This is a genomic window from Pseudomonas chlororaphis (assembly GCF_001921865.1).
In the GTDB taxonomy this organism is placed as follows: Bacteria; Pseudomonadota; Gammaproteobacteria; order Pseudomonadales; family Pseudomonadaceae; genus Aquipseudomonas; species Aquipseudomonas chlororaphis_D.
The window spans coordinates 395772-412888 of the sequence record NZ_MSCT01000005.1; the positions used below are offsets into that span (position 1 = coordinate 395772).

Annotated in this window: 15 protein-coding genes; 8 read left to right on the forward strand and 7 right to left on the reverse strand. The window is 62.6% G+C overall.

Annotated features, from left to right (window positions below; genetic code table 11):
• The first annotated feature begins 29 nt into the window (after positions 1-29).
• Entirely contained in the window at positions 30-965 is a 936-nt protein-coding gene (locus BTN82_RS04725) for a glutathione S-transferase family protein (RefSeq protein WP_075118001.1), read from the forward strand.
• A gap of 71 nt (positions 966-1036) precedes the next feature.
• On the opposite strand, the gene BTN82_RS04730 is transcribed toward BTN82_RS04725, so the two are convergent.
• Positions 1037-1408, reverse strand: a complete 372-nt coding sequence (locus tag BTN82_RS04730) for a glutaredoxin family protein (protein WP_075118002.1) — start codon at positions 1406-1408, stop codon at positions 1037-1039.
• The gene (yejK, locus tag BTN82_RS04735; protein ID WP_075118003.1) at positions 1408-2412 is read right to left on the reverse strand and encodes a nucleoid-associated protein YejK; all 1005 of its coding nucleotides are present in this window, start codon (positions 2410-2412) and stop codon (positions 1408-1410) included. The genes BTN82_RS04730 and yejK overlap by 1 nt, the downstream gene beginning before the upstream one ends.
• Positions 2413-2808: 396 nt before the next feature.
• On the opposite strand from yejK, the gene BTN82_RS04740 reads away from it, so the two are divergent.
• A complete protein-coding gene (locus BTN82_RS04740; RefSeq protein WP_007932138.1) occupies positions 2809-3090 on the forward strand; it encodes an HU family DNA-binding protein in 282 nt (93 codons plus the stop codon).
• 101 nt (positions 3091-3191) lie between these two features.
• Here the strand turns inward: BTN82_RS04740 and rlmF are convergent, their stop codons facing one another.
• From rlmF to BTN82_RS04765, 5 genes are all read right to left on the reverse strand, one after another.
• A complete protein-coding gene (rlmF, locus tag BTN82_RS04745) occupies positions 3192-4217 on the reverse strand; it encodes a 23S rRNA (adenine(1618)-N(6))-methyltransferase RlmF (RefSeq protein ID WP_075118004.1) in 1026 nt (341 codons plus the stop codon).
• Between the two features lie 239 nt (positions 4218-4456).
• Positions 4457-7303 carry a valine--tRNA ligase gene (locus BTN82_RS04750; RefSeq protein WP_075118005.1) on the reverse strand — a complete coding sequence of 949 codons (2847 nt, stop codon included), beginning with the start codon at positions 7301-7303 and terminating at the stop codon, positions 4457-4459.
• 167 nt (positions 7304-7470) lie between these two features.
• Positions 7471-7929, reverse strand: coding sequence for a DNA polymerase III subunit chi (locus BTN82_RS04755; RefSeq protein WP_075118006.1), 459 nt, complete (start codon positions 7927-7929; stop codon positions 7471-7473).
• Positions 7930-7936: 7 nt separating this feature from the next.
• The gene (locus BTN82_RS04760) at positions 7937-8365 is read right to left on the reverse strand and encodes a DNA polymerase III subunit chi (RefSeq protein ID WP_075118007.1); all 429 of its coding nucleotides are present in this window, start codon (positions 8363-8365) and stop codon (positions 7937-7939) included.
• 60 nt (positions 8366-8425) lie between these two features.
• Positions 8426-9916 carry a leucyl aminopeptidase gene (locus BTN82_RS04765; RefSeq protein WP_075118008.1) on the reverse strand — a complete coding sequence of 497 codons (1491 nt, stop codon included), beginning with the start codon at positions 9914-9916 and terminating at the stop codon, positions 8426-8428.
• A 314-nt stretch (positions 9917-10230) separates the two neighbouring features.
• Between BTN82_RS04765 and lptF the strand changes: the two genes are divergently transcribed.
• From lptF to era, 6 genes are all read left to right on the forward strand, one after another.
• The gene (gene lptF / locus BTN82_RS04770; protein WP_075118009.1) at positions 10231-11349 is read left to right on the forward strand and encodes an LPS export ABC transporter permease LptF; all 1119 of its coding nucleotides are present in this window, start codon (positions 10231-10233) and stop codon (positions 11347-11349) included.
• Positions 11342-12403, forward strand: coding sequence for an LPS export ABC transporter permease LptG (lptG, locus tag BTN82_RS04775; protein ID WP_075118010.1), 1062 nt, complete (start codon positions 11342-11344; stop codon positions 12401-12403). The genes lptF and lptG overlap by 8 nt, the downstream gene beginning before the upstream one ends.
• A 168-nt stretch (positions 12404-12571) precedes the next feature.
• Complete coding sequence (lepA, locus tag BTN82_RS04780; RefSeq protein WP_075118011.1) at positions 12572-14371, forward strand: translation elongation factor 4; 1800 nt, start codon at positions 12572-12574, stop codon at positions 14369-14371.
• Positions 14372-14376: 5 nt separating this feature from the next.
• Positions 14377-15231: a signal peptidase I gene (gene lepB, locus BTN82_RS04785; RefSeq protein ID WP_075118012.1), complete on the forward strand. Its 855-nt coding sequence runs from the start codon at positions 14377-14379 to the stop codon at positions 15229-15231.
• 211 nt (positions 15232-15442) lie between these two features.
• The gene (gene rnc / locus BTN82_RS04790) at positions 15443-16132 is read left to right on the forward strand and encodes a ribonuclease III (RefSeq protein WP_044461357.1); all 690 of its coding nucleotides are present in this window, start codon (positions 15443-15445) and stop codon (positions 16130-16132) included.
• A complete protein-coding gene (era, locus tag BTN82_RS04795; RefSeq protein ID WP_025806538.1) occupies positions 16125-17027 on the forward strand; it encodes a GTPase Era in 903 nt (300 codons plus the stop codon). The genes rnc and era overlap by 8 nt, the downstream gene beginning before the upstream one ends.
• Positions 17028-17117 lie beyond the last annotated feature (90 nt).

The following is a 17117-nucleotide window of genomic DNA, read 5'->3' on the forward strand; positions in this document are numbered from 1 at the left end:
TGCTCCTACTCATCCAGTGGACCCCCAGCATGTCAGAGTTGATTCTGCACCATTACCCGACTTCTCCTTTCGCGGAAAAAGCCCGGCTGCTGCTGGGGTTCAAGGGCCTGTCCTGGCGCTCGGTGAAGATTTCGCCGGTGATGCCCAAGCCTGATCTCACGGCGCTTACCGGCGGTTATCGCAAGACTCCGGTGCTGCAGGTCGGCGCCGATATCTATTGCGACACGGCGCTGATCGCGCGGCGGCTGGAGCAGGAAAAGGCCTTGCCCGCGTTGTTCCCCGAGGGCCGGGAAATGGTCAGCGCGACCTTCGCTGCCTGGGCCGACTCGGTGGTGTTCCAGCATGCGGTGAGCCTGGTGTTCCAGCCCGAGTCGGCGGCCGTGCGTTTCGGCCATTTGCCGGCGGAGGCGGTGAAGGCGTTCATGGCCGACCGCGCCGGATTGTTCAGCGGCGGCAGTTCCACCCGGGTGCCGCTGGAATTGGCCAAGCATCAATGGCCGACGCTGATGGCGCGCCTGGAGCAGCAGTTGCAGCGCGAGGAGGGTGACTTCCTGTTCGGCGAGCCGTCGATCGCCGACTTCGCCCTGGCCCATCCGCTGTGGTTCCTCAAGGGCACGCCGGTGACCGCGCCGCTGGTGGATGCCTACCCGGCGGTGGCGGCGTGGCTCGGGCGGGTGCTGGGGTTCGGCCATGGCGCGTCGAGCGCGATGACCTCCGAAGAGGCGCTCGACGTGGCGCGTGAGGCCACGCCGGCCGTGTTGCCGGATGAAACCTTCGTCGATCCGAACGGTTTCCAGGCCGGCCAGCCGGTGCGGATCGCAGCGACCGACTATGGCGTCGATCCGGTGGCGGGGGACTTGCTGTTCGCCGGCAGCGAGGAGTTGATCCTGCGTCGCGAAGACCCGCGTGGCGGGGTGCTGCATGTGCACTTCCCGCGCTTGGGTTTCCGTATCGAAGCGCAATAGCTTTTGTAGGAGCGAGCTTGCTCGCGATGAACGATAACGCGGTTCGCGTCGTGGCTATCGCGAGCTCGCTCCTACAGGGGATTGGCGACGGGAGGTTTCAAGGCGCCGAGGATGGCGTCGGGGTCGTAGGTGCGGATCAGCGTGCCGTTCACATCCAGGATCGGAATCCCCCGTCCGCCCAGGGCTTCATAGGCCTTGCGCGCCTCGGCGTCCTTCTCGATATCGAACTCGCGAAAGGCAATGCCCTTCTGGTCGAGAAAGCGCCGGGTGGCCTTGCAGTAGCCGCACCAGTCGGTGGCGTAGAGCACCACCCGGGCATTGGCCCGGATCTGCTCCGAGGCCACTTGCGAGGGGTTGAGCAGGCGCTCGATCTTGCCCCAGTTCTGGTAGGCCACGACCACCAGCAGGATCAGCAGGAACTTCTTCAGCACGCCCTGCAGCATCAGTTACGGCGCTTGAGCTGGTCGGTCAGTTGGGTCGGCAGGCCCTTGATGATCAGGGTGCCGGCCTCTTCGTCATACTCGATCTTCGAGCCCAGCAGGTGCGCCTCGAAGCTGATGGACAAGCCTTCGGCGCGGCCGGTGAAGCGACGGAACTGGTTGAGGGTGCGCTTGTCGGCCGGGATTTCCGGCGACAGGCCGTAGTCCTTGTTGCGGATATGGTCGTAGAACGCCTTGGGGCGTTCTTCGTCGATCAGTTCCGAGAGCTCTTCCAGGCCCATGGGTTCGCCGAGCTTGGCCTGGCTGCTGGCGTAGTCCACCAGGGTCTTGGTCTTTTCCCGGGCCGAGTCTTCTGGCAGGTCTTCGCTTTCCACGAAGTCGCTGAATGCCTTGAGCAGGGTGCGGGTTTCGCCCGGGCCGTCGACGCCTTCCTGGCAGCCGATGAAGTCGCGGAAGTACTCCGAGACTTTCTTGCCGTTCTTGCCCTTGATGAACGAGATGTACTGCTTCGACTGCTTGTTGTTCTGCCACTCGGAAACGTTGATCCGCGCCGCCAGGTGCAACTGGCCCAGGTCCAGGTGGCGCGACGGGGTCACGTCCAGCTCGTCGGTCACCGCCACGCCTTCGCTGTGGTGCAGCAGGGCGATGGCCAGGTAGTCGGTCATGCCTTGCTGGTAGTGGGCGAACAGCACGTGGCCGCCGACCGAGAGGTTGGACTCTTCCATCAGTTTTTGCAGGTGTTCGACCGCCACGCGGCTGAAGGCGGTGAAGTCCTGGCCGCCATCGAGGTATTCCTTCAGCCAGCCGCTGAAGGGAAACGCGCCGGACTCGGGATGGAACAGGCCCCAGGCTTTACCCTGTTTGGCGTTATAGCTTTCGTTGAGGTCGGCGAGCATGTTCTCGATGGCCGCGGACTCGGGCAACTCCTGGTCGCGGGCATGAAGAACCGCGGGTGTGCCGTCGGGTTTCTTGTCGATCAGGTGGACGATGCAATGACGGATCGGCATGGGCTTCTCGGCTGGTTGGCGGGAGAGGGCATGGCTCCCCGAAAAAGTGCCCAGTGTACCGCACCCGCTGGTTTTGGCGCTGTTTGAAGGGGGCGGAAGGAGGCGTGGGTCAAGCTTATGCATTTTTTTACGGATTTAGAGCAATAAAGCTGACCAAATGGCTAGGTAGAGGCGGATATTTCCCCGTCTCTGTGCTAGTTTTGCCCCGTCTTACGCGATGTCTCGGCGTTAAGCGTGCATTCAGCATTTGTCGGGTCGAACCAAACCCTGATTTCGGTATCTATAACCCCGATCTTTCGTGGTTGTGACCGGGGTGCCAGGTCCACAAGATCTGGCTCGATGGCTGACACTGCACTCATGCAATCCAAATGAATTTGATAGGGAAGGAACACCACAATGGCTATTACTAAAGACCAACTGATCGCTGATATCGCTGAAGCTATCGACGCGCCGAAAACCACCGCGCGTAACGCTCTGGACCAACTGGCCCAAATCGTTGCTGATCAATTGGAAAATGGCGGCGAAATCACTCTGCCAGGTATCGGCAAACTGAAAGTGACCGAGCGTCCTGCCCGTACTGGCCGTAACCCATCGACTGGCGCTGCCATCGAAATCGCTGCGAAGAAAGTGATCAAGCTGGTTGTGGCTAAAGGCCTGACCGACTCGATCAACAAGTAAGACTGCGATAGAACCGTGCCACGGAGACCTTCCGGGCACGGTTTGCCGGCTTAAGGCCAAACGATTTACGCAAGGTAAATCGGTGTTTTTCCCCCTCGCTTCTATCCCTTCCGAACCCAACGCTCCTGGCGCCAGGCCTGTTGCTGTGCCTTGTCCTTGAAGGTCCAGGCGACGAAGCGGCTCTGTTTTTGCCCCTGGGACATTTCCACCACCTGGCTTTCCAGCGCTCCGGCCTTTTTCAGGGCGGCCTGAATCGCCGGCAGGTTCGAGGCTTTCGACACCAGGGTGCTGAACCACAACACCTGTTGCGCCACCTGGGCGCTTTCGGCGATCAGCTGGGTCACGAAACGCGCCTCGCCGCCTTCGCACCACAGTTCCGCCGCCTGGCCGCCGAAGTTCAACACCGGCAGCTTGCGCTTGGGGTCGGCCTTGCCCAGGGCTCGCCATTTACGCTGGCTGCCGCGGGTGGCCTCGTCCAGGGAGGCGTGGAACGGTGGGTTGCACATCGTCAGGTCGAAACGCTCGTCGTTCTCCAGCAGCCCCAGCAGGATCTGCTTGCGGTGGGGCTGTTGGCGCAGGCCGATGGCCTTGTTCAGGCCGTTGGCCTGGACGATGGTCTTGGCGGCGGCGAGGGCGGTGCTGTCGATGTCGGAGCCGAGGAACTGCCAGCGGTAGTCGCAGTGGCCGATCAGCGGGTAGACGCAGTTGGCGCCGACGCCGACATCCAGTACTCGCACCGCCGCGCCACGGGGAATTTCGCCCTCGTTATGGGCGGCCAGCAAGTCGGCGAGAAAGTGCACATAGTCGGCGCGACCCGGGACCGGAGGGCACAGGAAGTCGGCCGGAATGTCCCAGTGGGCGATGCCGTAGAAGGCCTTGAGCAAGGCGCGGTTGAACACCCGTACCGCCGCCGGGTTGGCGAAGTCGATACTTTCCTTGCCGTAGGGATTGATGATCACGAAAGCCCCCAGCTCCGGGGTGCTCTTGATCAGTTGCGGGAAGTCGTAGCGGCCTTGATGGCGATTGCGCGGGTGCAGGCTGGCTTTTTCCCGCGGCGCGGCGGCCTTGGCCGGAGCCTCGGGTTGTGGCTTTTTGCGCGGGGCTTTGGGAGGGCGGGGGGCGGTCATGGGCGAGGTCGGTTCGGGTATGGCTCAAAGTGGCGGGTATTGTCCCATATCTGCCTGTCCGGCGCGGCGTCTGTAGGTGCCAACGCGGTGAGCCAGGGCCAAGGTCTCGCGAGCCAGCTCGCTCCTACAGGAGTTGGCGTACGTCTGTAGGAGCGAGCTGGCTCGCGATGGCGTCCCTCCAGGCAACAAAAAAGGGAGGCCTGTGAAGGCCTCCCTTTTTCGTATCGCAGCAATCGCCGTTACAGGCTGGAGATCCGCGCGTGCTGCTCGGCCAGCTTGCCCAGGGCCTGTTCGGCTTCGGCCAGCTTGGCGCGTTCCTTCTCGATCACTTCGGCTGGGGCCTTGTCGACGAAGGCGGCGTTGGACAGCTTGCCGCCGACCCGCTGCACTTCGCCTTGCAGGCGCTGGATTTCCTTGTCCAGGCGCGCCAGTTCGGCGCCCTTGTCGATCAGGCCAGCCATTGGCACCAGCACTTCCATCTCGCCGACCAGGGCGGTGGCGGACAGCGGCGCTTCTGCACCGGCAGCCAATACGGTGATCGACTCCAGCTTCGCCAGCTTCTTGAGCAGAGCGTCATTTTCGGTAAGCCGGCGCTGGTCTTCGGCACTGGCGTTCTTCACGAACACCGCCAATGGCTTGCCTGGCCCGATGTTCATCTCGGCGCGGATGTTGCGCGTGCCGAGCATCAGGGTCTTGAGCCATTCGATGTCGCTTTCGGCGGCTTCATCGATACGTGCTTCATTGGCCACCGGCCACGGCTGCAGCATGATGGTCTTGCCCTGGATGCCGGCCAGCGGCGCGAGGCGCTGCCAGATTTCTTCGGTGATGAACGGCATGAACGGGTGGGCCAGGCGCAGCGCCACTTCCAGTACGCGCACCAGGGTGCGACGGGTGCCGCGCTGGCGCTCGATCGGCGAGTTTTCGTCCCACAGCACTGGCTTGGACAGCTCCAGGTACCAGTCGCAGTACTGGTTCCAGATGAACTCGTACAGCACCTGGGCGGCCAGGTCGAAGCGGAACTGGTCGAGTTGGCGGGTCACTTCGGCTTCGGTGCGTTGCAGCTGGGAAATGATCCAGCGGTCCGCCAGCGAGAGCTCGTAGGCTTCGCCGTTCTGGCCGCAGTCTTCGCCCTTGTCCAGCACATAGCGCGCGGCGTTCCAGATCTTGTTGCAGAAGTTGCGATAGCCTTCGACGCGGCCCATGTCGAACTTGATGTCGCGGCCGGTGGAGGCCAGCGAGCAGAAGGTGAAGCGCAGGGCGTCGGTGCCGTAGCTGGCGATGCCGTCGGCGAACTCCTGGCGGGTCTGCTTCTCGATCTTCTTCGCCAGTTGCGGCTGCATCATGCCGGTGGTGCGTTTCTGCACCAGGGCTTCGAGCTCGATGCCGTCGATGATGTCCAGCGGGTCAAGGACGTTGCCCTTGGACTTGGACATCTTCTGGCCCTGGCCGTCGCGTACCAGGCCGTGGACGTACACGGTCTTGAACGGAACCTGCGGCGTGCCGTCTTCGTTCTTCACCAGGTGCATGGTGAGCATGATCATCCGGGCGACCCAGAAGAAAATGATGTCGAAACCGGTCACCAGCACGTCGGTCGGGTGGAAGGTCTTGAGGAAGTCGGTCTGCTCCGGCCAGCCCAGGGTGGAGAAGGTCCACAGGCCCGAACTGAACCAGGTGTCGAGAACGTCGTTGTCCTGTTGCAGGGCGACATCCGGGCCGAGGTTGTGCTTGGCGCGCACTTCGGCTTCGTCGCGGCCGACATAGACCTTGCCCGACTCGTCGTACCAGGCCGGAATCCGGTGGCCCCACCACAGTTGGCGGCTGATGCACCAGTCCTGGATATCGCGCATCCAGGAGAAGTACATGTTTTCGTACTGCTTGGGCACGAAGGCGATGCGGCCGTCTTCTACGGCGGCAATGGCCGGCTCGGCCAGCGGCTTGGTGGAGACGTACCACTGGTCGGTCAGCCACGGCTCGATGATGGTGCCCGAGCGGTCGCCCTTCGGTACTTTCAGCGCGTGATCGTCAACGCTGACCAGGAGGCCCGCGGCGTCGAACGCGGCGACGATCTGCTTGCGCGCCTCGAAACGGTCGAGGCCGGCGTATTCGGCCGGGATCTTGCCGTCGATGCTGTCGTTCAGCGTGCCGTCCAGGTTGAACACCTGGGCGGCCGGCAGTACGGCGGCGTTCTTGTCGAAGATGTTCAGCAGCGGCAGGTTGTGGCGTTTGCCGACTTCGTAGTCGTTGAAGTCGTGGGCCGGGGTGATCTTCACGCAGCCGGTGCCGAACTCGGGGTCGCAGTAATCGTCGGCGATGATCGGGATGCGGCGACCCACCAGCGGCAGTTCGACGAACTTGCCGATCAGTGCCTTGTAACGCTCGTCTTCGGGGTTCACGGCCACGGCGGAGTCGCCGAGCATGGTTTCCGGGCGAGTGGTGGCGACGATCAGGTAGTCGTTGCCTTCAGCGGTCTTGGCGCCATCGGCCAGCGGGTAGCGCAGGTTCCACAGGAAACCTTTCTCGTCGTGGTTTTCCACTTCGAGGTCGGAGATCGCGGTGTGCAGCTTGGTGTCCCAGTTGACCAGGCGCTTGCCGCGGTAGATCAGGCCGTCTTCGTGCAGGCGCACGAAGGCTTCCTTGACGGCTTCGGAGAGGCCGTCGTCCATGGTGAAGCGCTCGCGGCTCCAGTCCACGGAGGAGCCCAGGCGGCGGATCTGACGGCTGATGTTGCCGCCGGACTGATCCTTCCATTCCCAGACTTTCTCGAGGAATTTTTCCCGGCCCAGATCGTGGCGATTCTGGCCCTGGGCTTCGATCTGGCGCTCTACCAGCATCTGGGTGGCGATACCAGCGTGGTCGGTACCCGGCTGCCACAGGGTGTTGCGGCCCTGCATGCGGCGGAAACGGATCAGGGCGTCCATGATCGCGTTGTTGAAGCCATGGCCCATGTGCAGGCTGCCGGTGACGTTCGGCGGCGGGATCATGATGGTGTAGGAGTCGCCCGCGCCTTGCGGGGCGAAGTAGTTCTCTGACTCCCAGGTCTGGTACCAGGAAGTTTCAATGGCGTGCGGCTGGTAGGTCTTATCCATGCGCGGCGGGACCCTATTGGCATTTATTCAGGAAAAGCCGGGAAGTATAGCGGGGGCGAGAGGTAGGAGCGAGCTTGCTCGCGAAGATCGTCAATGATTGCGCGGGCATTCTGGAGACGGGGGCTCTTGGAGTCTTCGCGAGCAAGCTCGCTCCTACAGGGGGCGGCTTAGTCCTGATATTGACTGAGCAGCCGCTCCATCCGCGCGTCGAGGCGGCGCTTGATCTCGGTCTCGATATGCGGGGCGAAGTCGTCGATCACGTCCTGCATGATCAATTGCGCGGCCGCGCGCAGTTCGCTGTCCAGGTGCAGCAGGGTGTCCTGGTTTTTCGCGGCCGGAGCCGGCGCTGGCGTGAGGGCGGGAGGCGGTGCCGGAGTGGCAACTGCGGGCTCGGGTTGCGGTTCGGCGGCCTGGACAGGCAGCGGTTGCGGGGGCGCGGCGGGCTCTTCGACGGCGGCGGCTGCGTTGCCGCCAACCATATCGAACAGCAGGGGAATCTGGACTTCGCTGTCGACGGTCTCGGTCAGCAGCGGAGGTTGCAGGTTTTCATCACCGAGCAGTTGGCGGATGGACTCGAGGTCATCCAGCAGGTGCGCGGACTTTTGCAGCGGTTTTGGAGTGTCCATCGAGGGCTCAGAGTCGCGGTAAACGGTGATCTTGCAGAGGATAGCCCTGTTCGCGGTAGAAACGGAAACTGTCGCGAGCGGCCTGGCGGATAGTCGGGTCTTCCACCACCACTTCGGCGATGCGGGCAAAGCGCTGGGCAAATGCCGGGACTTTCAGGTCCAGGTTGACCAGCAGGTCCTGGTGTTCGCCGGGGTCGTCGCCCAGGCCCAGTACGATCAGGCCGTCCGGTTCGCTTTCGGCGGGGCCGTGGGGCACGAAGGTTTCGCCCTTGAAGCGCCACAGGCGGGCATCGAGGTCATCGCGCTGGGCTGCGTCGCTGCAATGCAGGTAGATGCGGTGCCCCATGCGCCAGGCTTTCTCGGTGAGCTTGCAGGCGAAGTCCAGCCGTGCCGAAGGGGCCGGGCTGGGTAGGATATAGAAGTCGACTTTGGTCATTGCGGTTCCTGAGCCCGGGAGCGCGCCGCTGGTGGGCGGCGCGTCCCGGGGTCATAGGTTTCAGGCTTTGGCGCGGTCCAGCAGGTACTGGGTCAGCAGGGGAACGGGACGGCCAGTGGCGCCCTTGTCCTTGCCGCCGCTGGTCCAGGCGGTACCGGCGATATCCAGGTGCGCCCAGTTGTACTGTTTGGCGAAGCGCGACAGGAAGCAGGCCGCGGTGATGGTGCCGGCTTTCGGGCCGCCGATGTTGGCGATGTCGGCGAACGGGCTGTCCAGCTGTTCCTGGTACTCGTCGAACAGCGGCAATTGCCAGGCGCGGTCGTCGGCCTGGACGCCGGCGCTCAGCAGTTGGCCGATCAGCTCGTCGTTGTTGCCCAAGAGGCCCGAGGTGTGGGCGCCCAGGGCGACCACGCAGGCGCCGGTCAGGGTGGCGATGTCGATCACGGCCTGCGGCTTGAAGCGTTCGGCGTAGGTCAGGGCATCGCACAGCACCAGGCGGCCTTCGGCGTCGGTGTTGAGGATTTCCACGGTCTGGCCGCTCATGGTGGTGACGATGTCGCCCGGACGCGAGGCTGTGCCGCTCGGCATGTTCTCGGCGCAGGCCAGGATGCACACCAGGTTGATCGGCAGCTTGAGCTCCAGCACCGCGCGCAGGGTGCCGAACACGCTGGCCGCGCCGCCCATGTCGTATTTCATCTCATCCATGCCGGCGCCCGGCTTGAGGCTGATGCCGCCGGTGTCGAAGGTGATGCCCTTGCCGACCAGGGTGTACGGCTTCTCGGTTTTCTTGCCGCCGTTGTATTGCATGACGATCAGGCGCGGCGGCTGGGCGCTGCCCTGGCCGACGGCATAGAACGAGCCCATGCCCAGTTCCTTGATCTTCTTCTCGTCGAATACTTCGACCTTCAGGCCTTTGAATTCCTTGCCCAGGGCCTTGGCCTGCTCGCCGAGGAAGCTCGGGTGGCAGATGTTCGGCGGCAGGTTGCCCAGGTCGCGGGTGAAGGCCATGCCGTTGGCGATCGCCTTGGCGTGGGTCGCGGCGCGCTCGACTTCGGCTTGCGCGGCCTTGATGGTCAGCAGGGTGACTTTCTTCAGGGCGCGGGGTTCGGCTTTCTGGCTCTTGAACTGGTCGAAGGCGTATTCGCCATCCAGCAGGGTTTCGGCCAGCAGGCGGGTCTTGCCATAGCTGTCGCGGCCCTTGACCACGACTTCGTCCAGCGCCAGCACGGCGTCGCTGCCGCCCAGGCCCTTGAGGGTGCCGAGGATGCCGCTGACGATCTTGCGGAACGGGCGGTCGCCCAGTTCGGCGTCCTTGCCGGTGCCGACCAGCAGCACGCGCTCGGCCTTGAGGTTAGGCAGGCCGTGCAGCAGCAGGCTCTGGCCGACCTTGCCGGCCAGGTCGCCGCGCTTGAGTACCGCGCTGATGGCGCCGGCGCTGAGCTCGTCGAGTTGTTTGGCAACGCTGCCGAGCTTGCGGCCTTCGCCGACGGCGACCACCAGGGTGGCGGTCTTCAACGTTTCCGGGCTAACGCTTTTTACAACCAGTTCCATGTCCGGGTCCCTGAATTAATGGTCAAAGAGCGCAGGGCCGATGCCGTGCGCCGGGCTTGTCGTGTATGCCGCTTTTATTTAAAGGAGAGGCGTCGGCCGCGGGCCGACGACAGGGCCGCCAGTTTGAACCCCGGCAGTCGAGGCTGACAACCCTCGCATGCGCGAACTTCGCCGCTTCAGAGGGCTGCGTGAGCATGCGCAGTGACAGGCGCATGCAATCACAGGATAATGCGCCATCTTTTTCCGCGGCCCGGCTTCATGGGCCGGGTTCGCTTGTTTGGCCGCCTTAGCCTGACAACCCTGGAGTGTCTGGTTTGATCGTCTTCCGTTATCTATCCCGCGAAGTGTTGGTGACCCTGAGCGCCGTGAGCGCCGTGCTGCTGGTCATCATCATGAGCGGACGTTTCGTCAAATACCTCGCGCAAGCGGCCTCGGGCGCAATGGACCCGAGCTCGCTGTTCCTGATCATGGGCGTCCGCATGCCGGGCTTCCTGCAACTGATCCTGCCCCTGGGCCTGTTCCTCGGCATCCTGCTGGCCTACGGTCGTCTCTATCTTGAAAGCGAGATGACCGTGCTTTCGGCCACCGGCATGAGCCAGCAGCGCCTGCTGGGCATGACCATGATCCCGGCGACCCTGATCGCGCTGATCGTCGCCTGGCTGAGCCTGAGCCTGGCGCCCCAGGGGGCCAACCAGTTCCAGCTGATCCTCAACAAACAGGATGCCCTGACCGAATTCGACACCCTGGTGCCGGGGCGCTTCCAGGCGCTCAACGACGGTTCGCGGGTGACTTACACCGAGCAGCTGTCCGACGACCGGACCAACCTCGGCGGTGTGTTCATCTCGGAAAAACGCCTGAACCAGGACAAGAAAGACCAGGGCATTTCGGTGCTGGTGGCGGAGAAGGGGCACCAGGACGTCCGTCCGGACGGCAACCGTTACCTGATCCTGGAAAACGGCTATCGCTACGACGGTAACCCGGGCCAGGCCGACTACCGGATCATCAAGTACGACACCTACGGCGTCTTGCTGGCCAAGCCGGACGTCAGCGACGAGGTTACCGATCGCGACGCCATCCCGACCCGCGACCTGCTCGGCAGCCAGGACCTGCGCGCCAATGCCGAGCTGCAATGGCGCCTTTCCCTGCCGCTGCTGGTATTCATCGTGACCCTGATGGCGGTGCCCCTGTCCCGGGTTAACCCGCGCCAGGGCCGTTTCCTCAAGCTGTTGCCGGCGATCCTCCTTTATATGGCTTACCTGACCATCCTGATCGCGGCCCGCGGCTCGCTGGAAAAAGGCAAGCTGCCGCAGGCCCTGGGCCTGTGGTGGGTGCATGGACTGTTTCTGCTCATCGGCCTCGGATTGCTGTACTGGGAGCCGTTGCGCCTGAAACTGGCGAGTCGCCGCAGCATGAAGGAGGTGGCTCGTGGTTAAGCTCGATCGCTACATCGGCAGCAACGTGCTGCTGTCTATCCTGGCCGTCCTGGGGATCATCCTCGGCCTGGCCTCGCTGTTTGCCTTCATCGACGAGATGGGCAGCGTCAGCGACAGCTACACCGTGCTGGACGTGCTGAGTTTCGTGCTGATGACGGCGCCTCGCCGGCTCTATGAGATGTTGCCGATGTCGGCGCTGATCGGCTGCCTGATCGGCCTGGGCAGCCTGGCCAGCAACAGCGAACTGACCATCATGCGGGCTGCCGGCGTGTCCATCGGGCGGATCGTTTGGGCGGTCATGAAGCCGATGCTGTTCCTGATGGTGGCGGGCTTGCTGATCGGCGAGTACGTCGCTCCCGTCACGGAAAGCCAGGCCCAGGCCAGCCGGGCGCTGGCCCAGGGTTCGGGCGATGCGCAAAGCTCCAAGCACGGCCTGTGGCACCGCCAGGGCGAGGAATTCATTCATATCAACGCCGTGCAGCCCAATGGCCTGCTCTATGGCGTGACTCGCTATCACTTCGACAACGAGCGGCACATGCTGTCCTCGAGCTTTGCCAAGCAGGCGCGGTTCGAAGAGAGCTACTGGCAGCTGACCGACGTCACCACCACCTATTTCCGCGAAGGCCGCACCGAGGTCATCAACACCCCTCAGGAGCGCTGGGACGTGGCCTTGAGCCCGCAACTGCTGAGCACGGTGGTGATGGCGCCGGAATCGCTGTCGATCAGCGGCCTGTGGGGCTACATCCATTACCTGGCCGACCAAGGCCTGAACAACGGCCGCTACTGGCTGGCGTTCTGGGTCAAGGTGCTGCAACCGTTGGTCACCGCGGCCCTGGTATTGATGGCGATCTCTTTCATCTTCGGTCCGTTGCGTTCCGTGACCCTCGGCCAGCGGGTGTTCACCGGCGTGCTGGTGGGGTTCACCTTCCGCATCGCCCAGGACCTGCTGGGCCCGTCGAGCCAGGTGTTCGGCTTCTCGCCGCTGTTTGCGGTGCTGGTGCCCGCCGGTTTCTGTGCTTTGGCCGGGGTCTGGCTGCTGCGCCGGGCCGGCTGACAGGCGCCTGTGACGCCCGTTGTACGAGAAGCGCCCCGGTCGAAAGGCCGGGGCGTTTTGCGTTTGATTGCCGCTGACAGGCGAACGTGACGCTTGCATCGTCTATCAGGTACAATTCCCGGCTATTTTTCGGCGGGCTATGCCTGCAGCCTTTTTGAGTGTTGACCCGTGAGTGATTTGAGTCATATCCGCAATTTCTCCATCATCGCCCACATTGACCATGGCAAGTCGACTCTGGCCGATCGCTTCATCCAGATGTGCGGCGGCCTGGCCGAGCGCGAAATGGAAGCCCAGGTCCTGGATTCCATGGACCTCGAGCGTGAACGCGGGATCACCATCAAGGCCCATAGCGTTACCCTCTATTACAAAGCCCGCGATGGCGTCACCTATCAGCTGAACTTCATCGACACCCCCGGTCACGTCGACTTCACCTATGAAGTCAGCCGCTCGCTGGCGGCCTGCGAAGGCGCCTTGCTGGTGGTCGACGCCGGCCAGGGCGTGGAAGCTCAGTCGGTCGCCAACTGCTACACCGCCATCGAGCAGGGCCTGGAGGTCATGCCGGTCCTGAACAAGATCGACCTGCCGCAGGCCGATCCGGAGCGGGTCAAGGAAGAGATCGAGAAGATCATCGGGATCGACGCCACCGACGCCGTGACCTGCAGCGCCAAGACCGGCCTGGGCGTCGACGAGGTGCTGGAGCGGCTGGTGACCACCATTCCCGCGCCTGTCGGCAACATCGAAGACCCGCTGCAAGCGCTGATCATCGACTCCTGGTTCGACAACTACCTGGGCGTTGTGTCCCTGGTTCGCGTGCGCCACGGCCGCGTGAAGAAAGGCGACAAGATCCTGGTCAAGTCCACCGGCAAGATCCACCTGGTGGACAGCGTCGGCGTATTCAACCCGAAACACACCGCCACCGCCGACCTGAAAGCCGGCGAAGTGGGCTTCATCATCGCCGGTATCAAGGACATCCACGGTGCGCCGGTCGGCGACACCCTGACCTTGAGCTCGACCCCCGACGTCGAAGTGCTGCCAGGTTTCAAACGCATCCAGCCGCAGGTCTACGCCGGCCTGTTCCCGGTCAGCTCCGACGACTTCGAGGACTTCCGCGAAGCCCTGCAAAAGCTCACCCTGAACGACTCGTCGCTGCAGTACACCCCGGAAAGCTCCGACGCGCTGGGCTTCGGCTTCCGTTGCGGGTTCCTCGGCATGCTGCACATGGAAATCATCCAGGAGCGCCTGGAGCGCGAATACGACCTGGACCTGATCACCACCGCGCCGACGGTAATTTTCGAGCTGCTGCTGAAGAACGGCGAAACGATCTACGTCGACAACCCGTCCAAGCTGCCGGACCTGTCGGCCATCGAAGACATGCGCGAGCCGATCGTGCGCGCCAATATTCTTGTGCCGCAAGAGCACCTGGGGAACGTCATTACCCTGTGCATCGAGAAGCGCGGCGTACAGCACGACATGCTGTTCCTCGGCAGCCAGGTCCAGGTGACCTACGACCTGCCGATGAACGAGGTGGTCCTGGACTTCTTCGACCGTCTCAAATCCACCAGTCGTGGCTATGCTTCTCTGGATTATCATTTCGACCGTTATCAGTCGGCTAATCTGGTCAAGCTGGATGTGCTGATCAACAGTGAGAAGGTCGACGCCCTGGCGTTGATCGTGCACCGTGACAACGCCCACTACAAAGGGCGTGCGTTGACCGAAAAAATGAAGGAACTGATTCCTCGGCAGATGTTTGACGTGGCAATCCAGGCCGCCATCGGCGGGCAGATTGTGGCGCGGACAACCGTCAAGGCGCTCAGAAAGAACGTACTGGCTAAATGCTACGGCGGTGACGTTAGCCGTAAGCGCAAGCTGTTGGAAAAGCAGAAAGCCGGTAAGAAACGCATGAAGCAAGTGGGCAACGTGGAAATTCCACAGGAAGCCTTCCTTGCCGTGCTCAGGTTGGATAGTTAGGTCCTATGTCGCTAAATTTCCCGCTGTTGCTGGTCATCGCCGTCGCCGTCTGCGGTTTGTTGGCGTTGCTCGATCTGGTCTTTCTGGCGCCGCGCCGGCGTGCCGCCATTACCAACTATCAGGGCAGCGTCAGCCAGCCGGATGGACTGGTCATCGAGAAGCTGAACAAGGAGCCGATGCTCGTCGAGTACGGCAAGTCGTTCTTTCCGGTGCTGTTCATCGTGTTGGTGCTGCGTTCGTTCCTGGTGGAACCGTTTCAGATTCCCTCGGGATCGATGAAACCGACCCTGGATGTGGGCGACTTCATCCTGGTGAACAAGTTTTCCTACGGGATCCGCCTGCCGGTGATCGACCAGAAGATCATCGAGGTCGGTGATCCGCAGCGTGGCGATGTGATGGTGTTCCGCTACCCGAGCGATCCGAACGTCAACTACATCAAGCGTGTGGTTGGCCTGCCGGGCGACGAAGTGCGCTACACCAGCGACAAGCGCCTGTTGGTCAACGGCCAGTCGGTCGCCGAGCAACTGGTTGGCGCCGAGCCGGGCACCCTGGGCAGCGCGGAGCTCTACAAGGAAAAACTCGGCGCCGCCGAGCACCTGATCCGCAAGGAAATGAGCCGCTACCGGGCGACCCCGGACCGTCAGTGGACCGTGCCCGCCGGGCACTACTTCATGATGGGCGACAACCGCGACAACTCGAACGACAGCCGCTACTGGGATGACCCGAGCATTCCCAAGGACCTGCTGGGCATGGTTCCCGACAAGAACATCGTCGGCAAGGCCTTCGCAGTCTGGATGAGCTGGCCCGAACCGAAACTCAGCCACCTGCCGAATTTCTCGCGGGTTGGCCTGATCAAGTAAATACCCACGGCGCTGTTGAACACAGCGCCGAATGCTTTTCTGGAACCTGTAGAACACCGGCCGCCAGGTTCGGGAACCACGTAGGCGTACCAGAAACAGTATTCAACGATTTTCAGGATGTGGATTTGAACACAGCGTTAATTGCCACAGGCACCTCGTGCCTCGTCTCCAAGGTGGTGAAATTCGACCACGAACTCAGCGTGGGTAAACCGTGAGCGTTTCTTTGAGCCGTCTCGAGCGTCAGCTCGGTTACACCTTCAAGGACCAGGAACTGATGGTCCTGGCCCTCACTCACCGCAGTTTTGCCGGGCGCAACAACGAGCGCCTGGAATTCCTCGGTGACGCCATTCTCAACTTCGTCGCCGGCGAAGCGCTGTTCGAGCGCTTTCCCCAGGCCCGCGAAGGCCAGCTGTCGCGTTTGCGCGCACGCCTGGTGAAAGGTGAAACACTGGCCGTACTGGCCCGTGGTTTCGATCTGGGCGAATACCTGCGCCTGGGTTCCGGCGAGCTGAAGAGCGGCGGTTTCCGCCGTGAATCGATCCTGGCCGATGCCCTGGAAGCGCTGATTGGGGCGATCTACCTGGATGCCGGCATGGAGACCGCGCGCGAGCGCGTGCTGTCCTGGCTGACGTCCGAGTTCGACAGCCTGACGCTGGTCGACACCAACAAGGACCCCAAGACCCGCCTGCAGGAGTTCCTGCAGTCGCGTGCCTGTGAATTGCCCCGCTACGAAGTGGTGGATATCCAGGGTGAGCCCCATTGCCGGACGTTCTTCGTCGAATGCGAAATCACCCTACTGAACGAAAAAAGCCGAGGTCAGGGCGTGAGCCGTCGTATTGCCGAACAGGTAGCGGCCGCCGCAGCACTGATTGCCCTGGGCGTGGAGAATGGCCATGACTGATACAACTGCAACACGCTGTGGCTATGTCGCCATCGTCGGCCGTCCGAACGTGGGCAAGTCCACGCTGCTGAACCATATCCTGGGGCAGAAGCTGGCCATTACCTCGCGCAAGCCGCAAACCACTCGCCACAACATGTTGGGGATCAAGACCGAAGGCGCCGTGCAGGCGATCTACGTCGACACCCCGGGCATGCACAAGAGCAACGAAAAGGCGCTCAACCGCTACATGAACAAGACTGCTTCGGCGGCCTTGAAAGACGTCGACGTGGTGATCTTCGTGGTCGACCGTACTAAGTGGACCGACGAAGACCAGCTGGTGCTGGAGCGCGTCCAGTACGTGCAGGGGCCGGTGATCCTGGCGATCAACAAGACCGATCGCATCGAGGACAAGGCCGAGCTGATGCCGCACCTGACCTGGTTGCAGGAACAGCTGCCCAATGCCGAGATCGTTCCGGTGTCGGCCCAGCAGGGCCACAACCTCGAAGCGCTGGAAGGCCTGATCGCCAAGCACCTGCCGGAAAACGATCACTTCTTCCCGGAAGACCAGATCACCGACCGCAGCAGCCGTTTCCTCGCCGCCGAACTGGTGCGCGAGAAAATCATGCGCCAGCTGGGGGCCGAGCTGCCGTACCAGATCACCGTGGAAATCGAAGAGTTCAAGCAGCAGGGCAAGACCCTGCATATTCATGCGTTGATCCTCGTCGAGCGCGACGGCCAGAAGAAAATCATCATTGGCGACAAGGGTGAGCGCATCAAGCGCATCGGCATGGAAGCGCGCAAGGACATGGAGCTGCTGTTCGACTCCAAGGTCATGCTCAACCTGTGGGTCAAGGTCAAGGGCGGCTGGTCCGACGACGAACGCGCCTTGCGGTCGCTGGGCTACGGCGACCTGTAACCTTTCACGAACGCATTGCGCTCGATCGCGAGCAAGCTCGCTCCTACAAGGTTGAGTGTTCCCATGTAGGAGCGAGCTTGCTCGCGATGA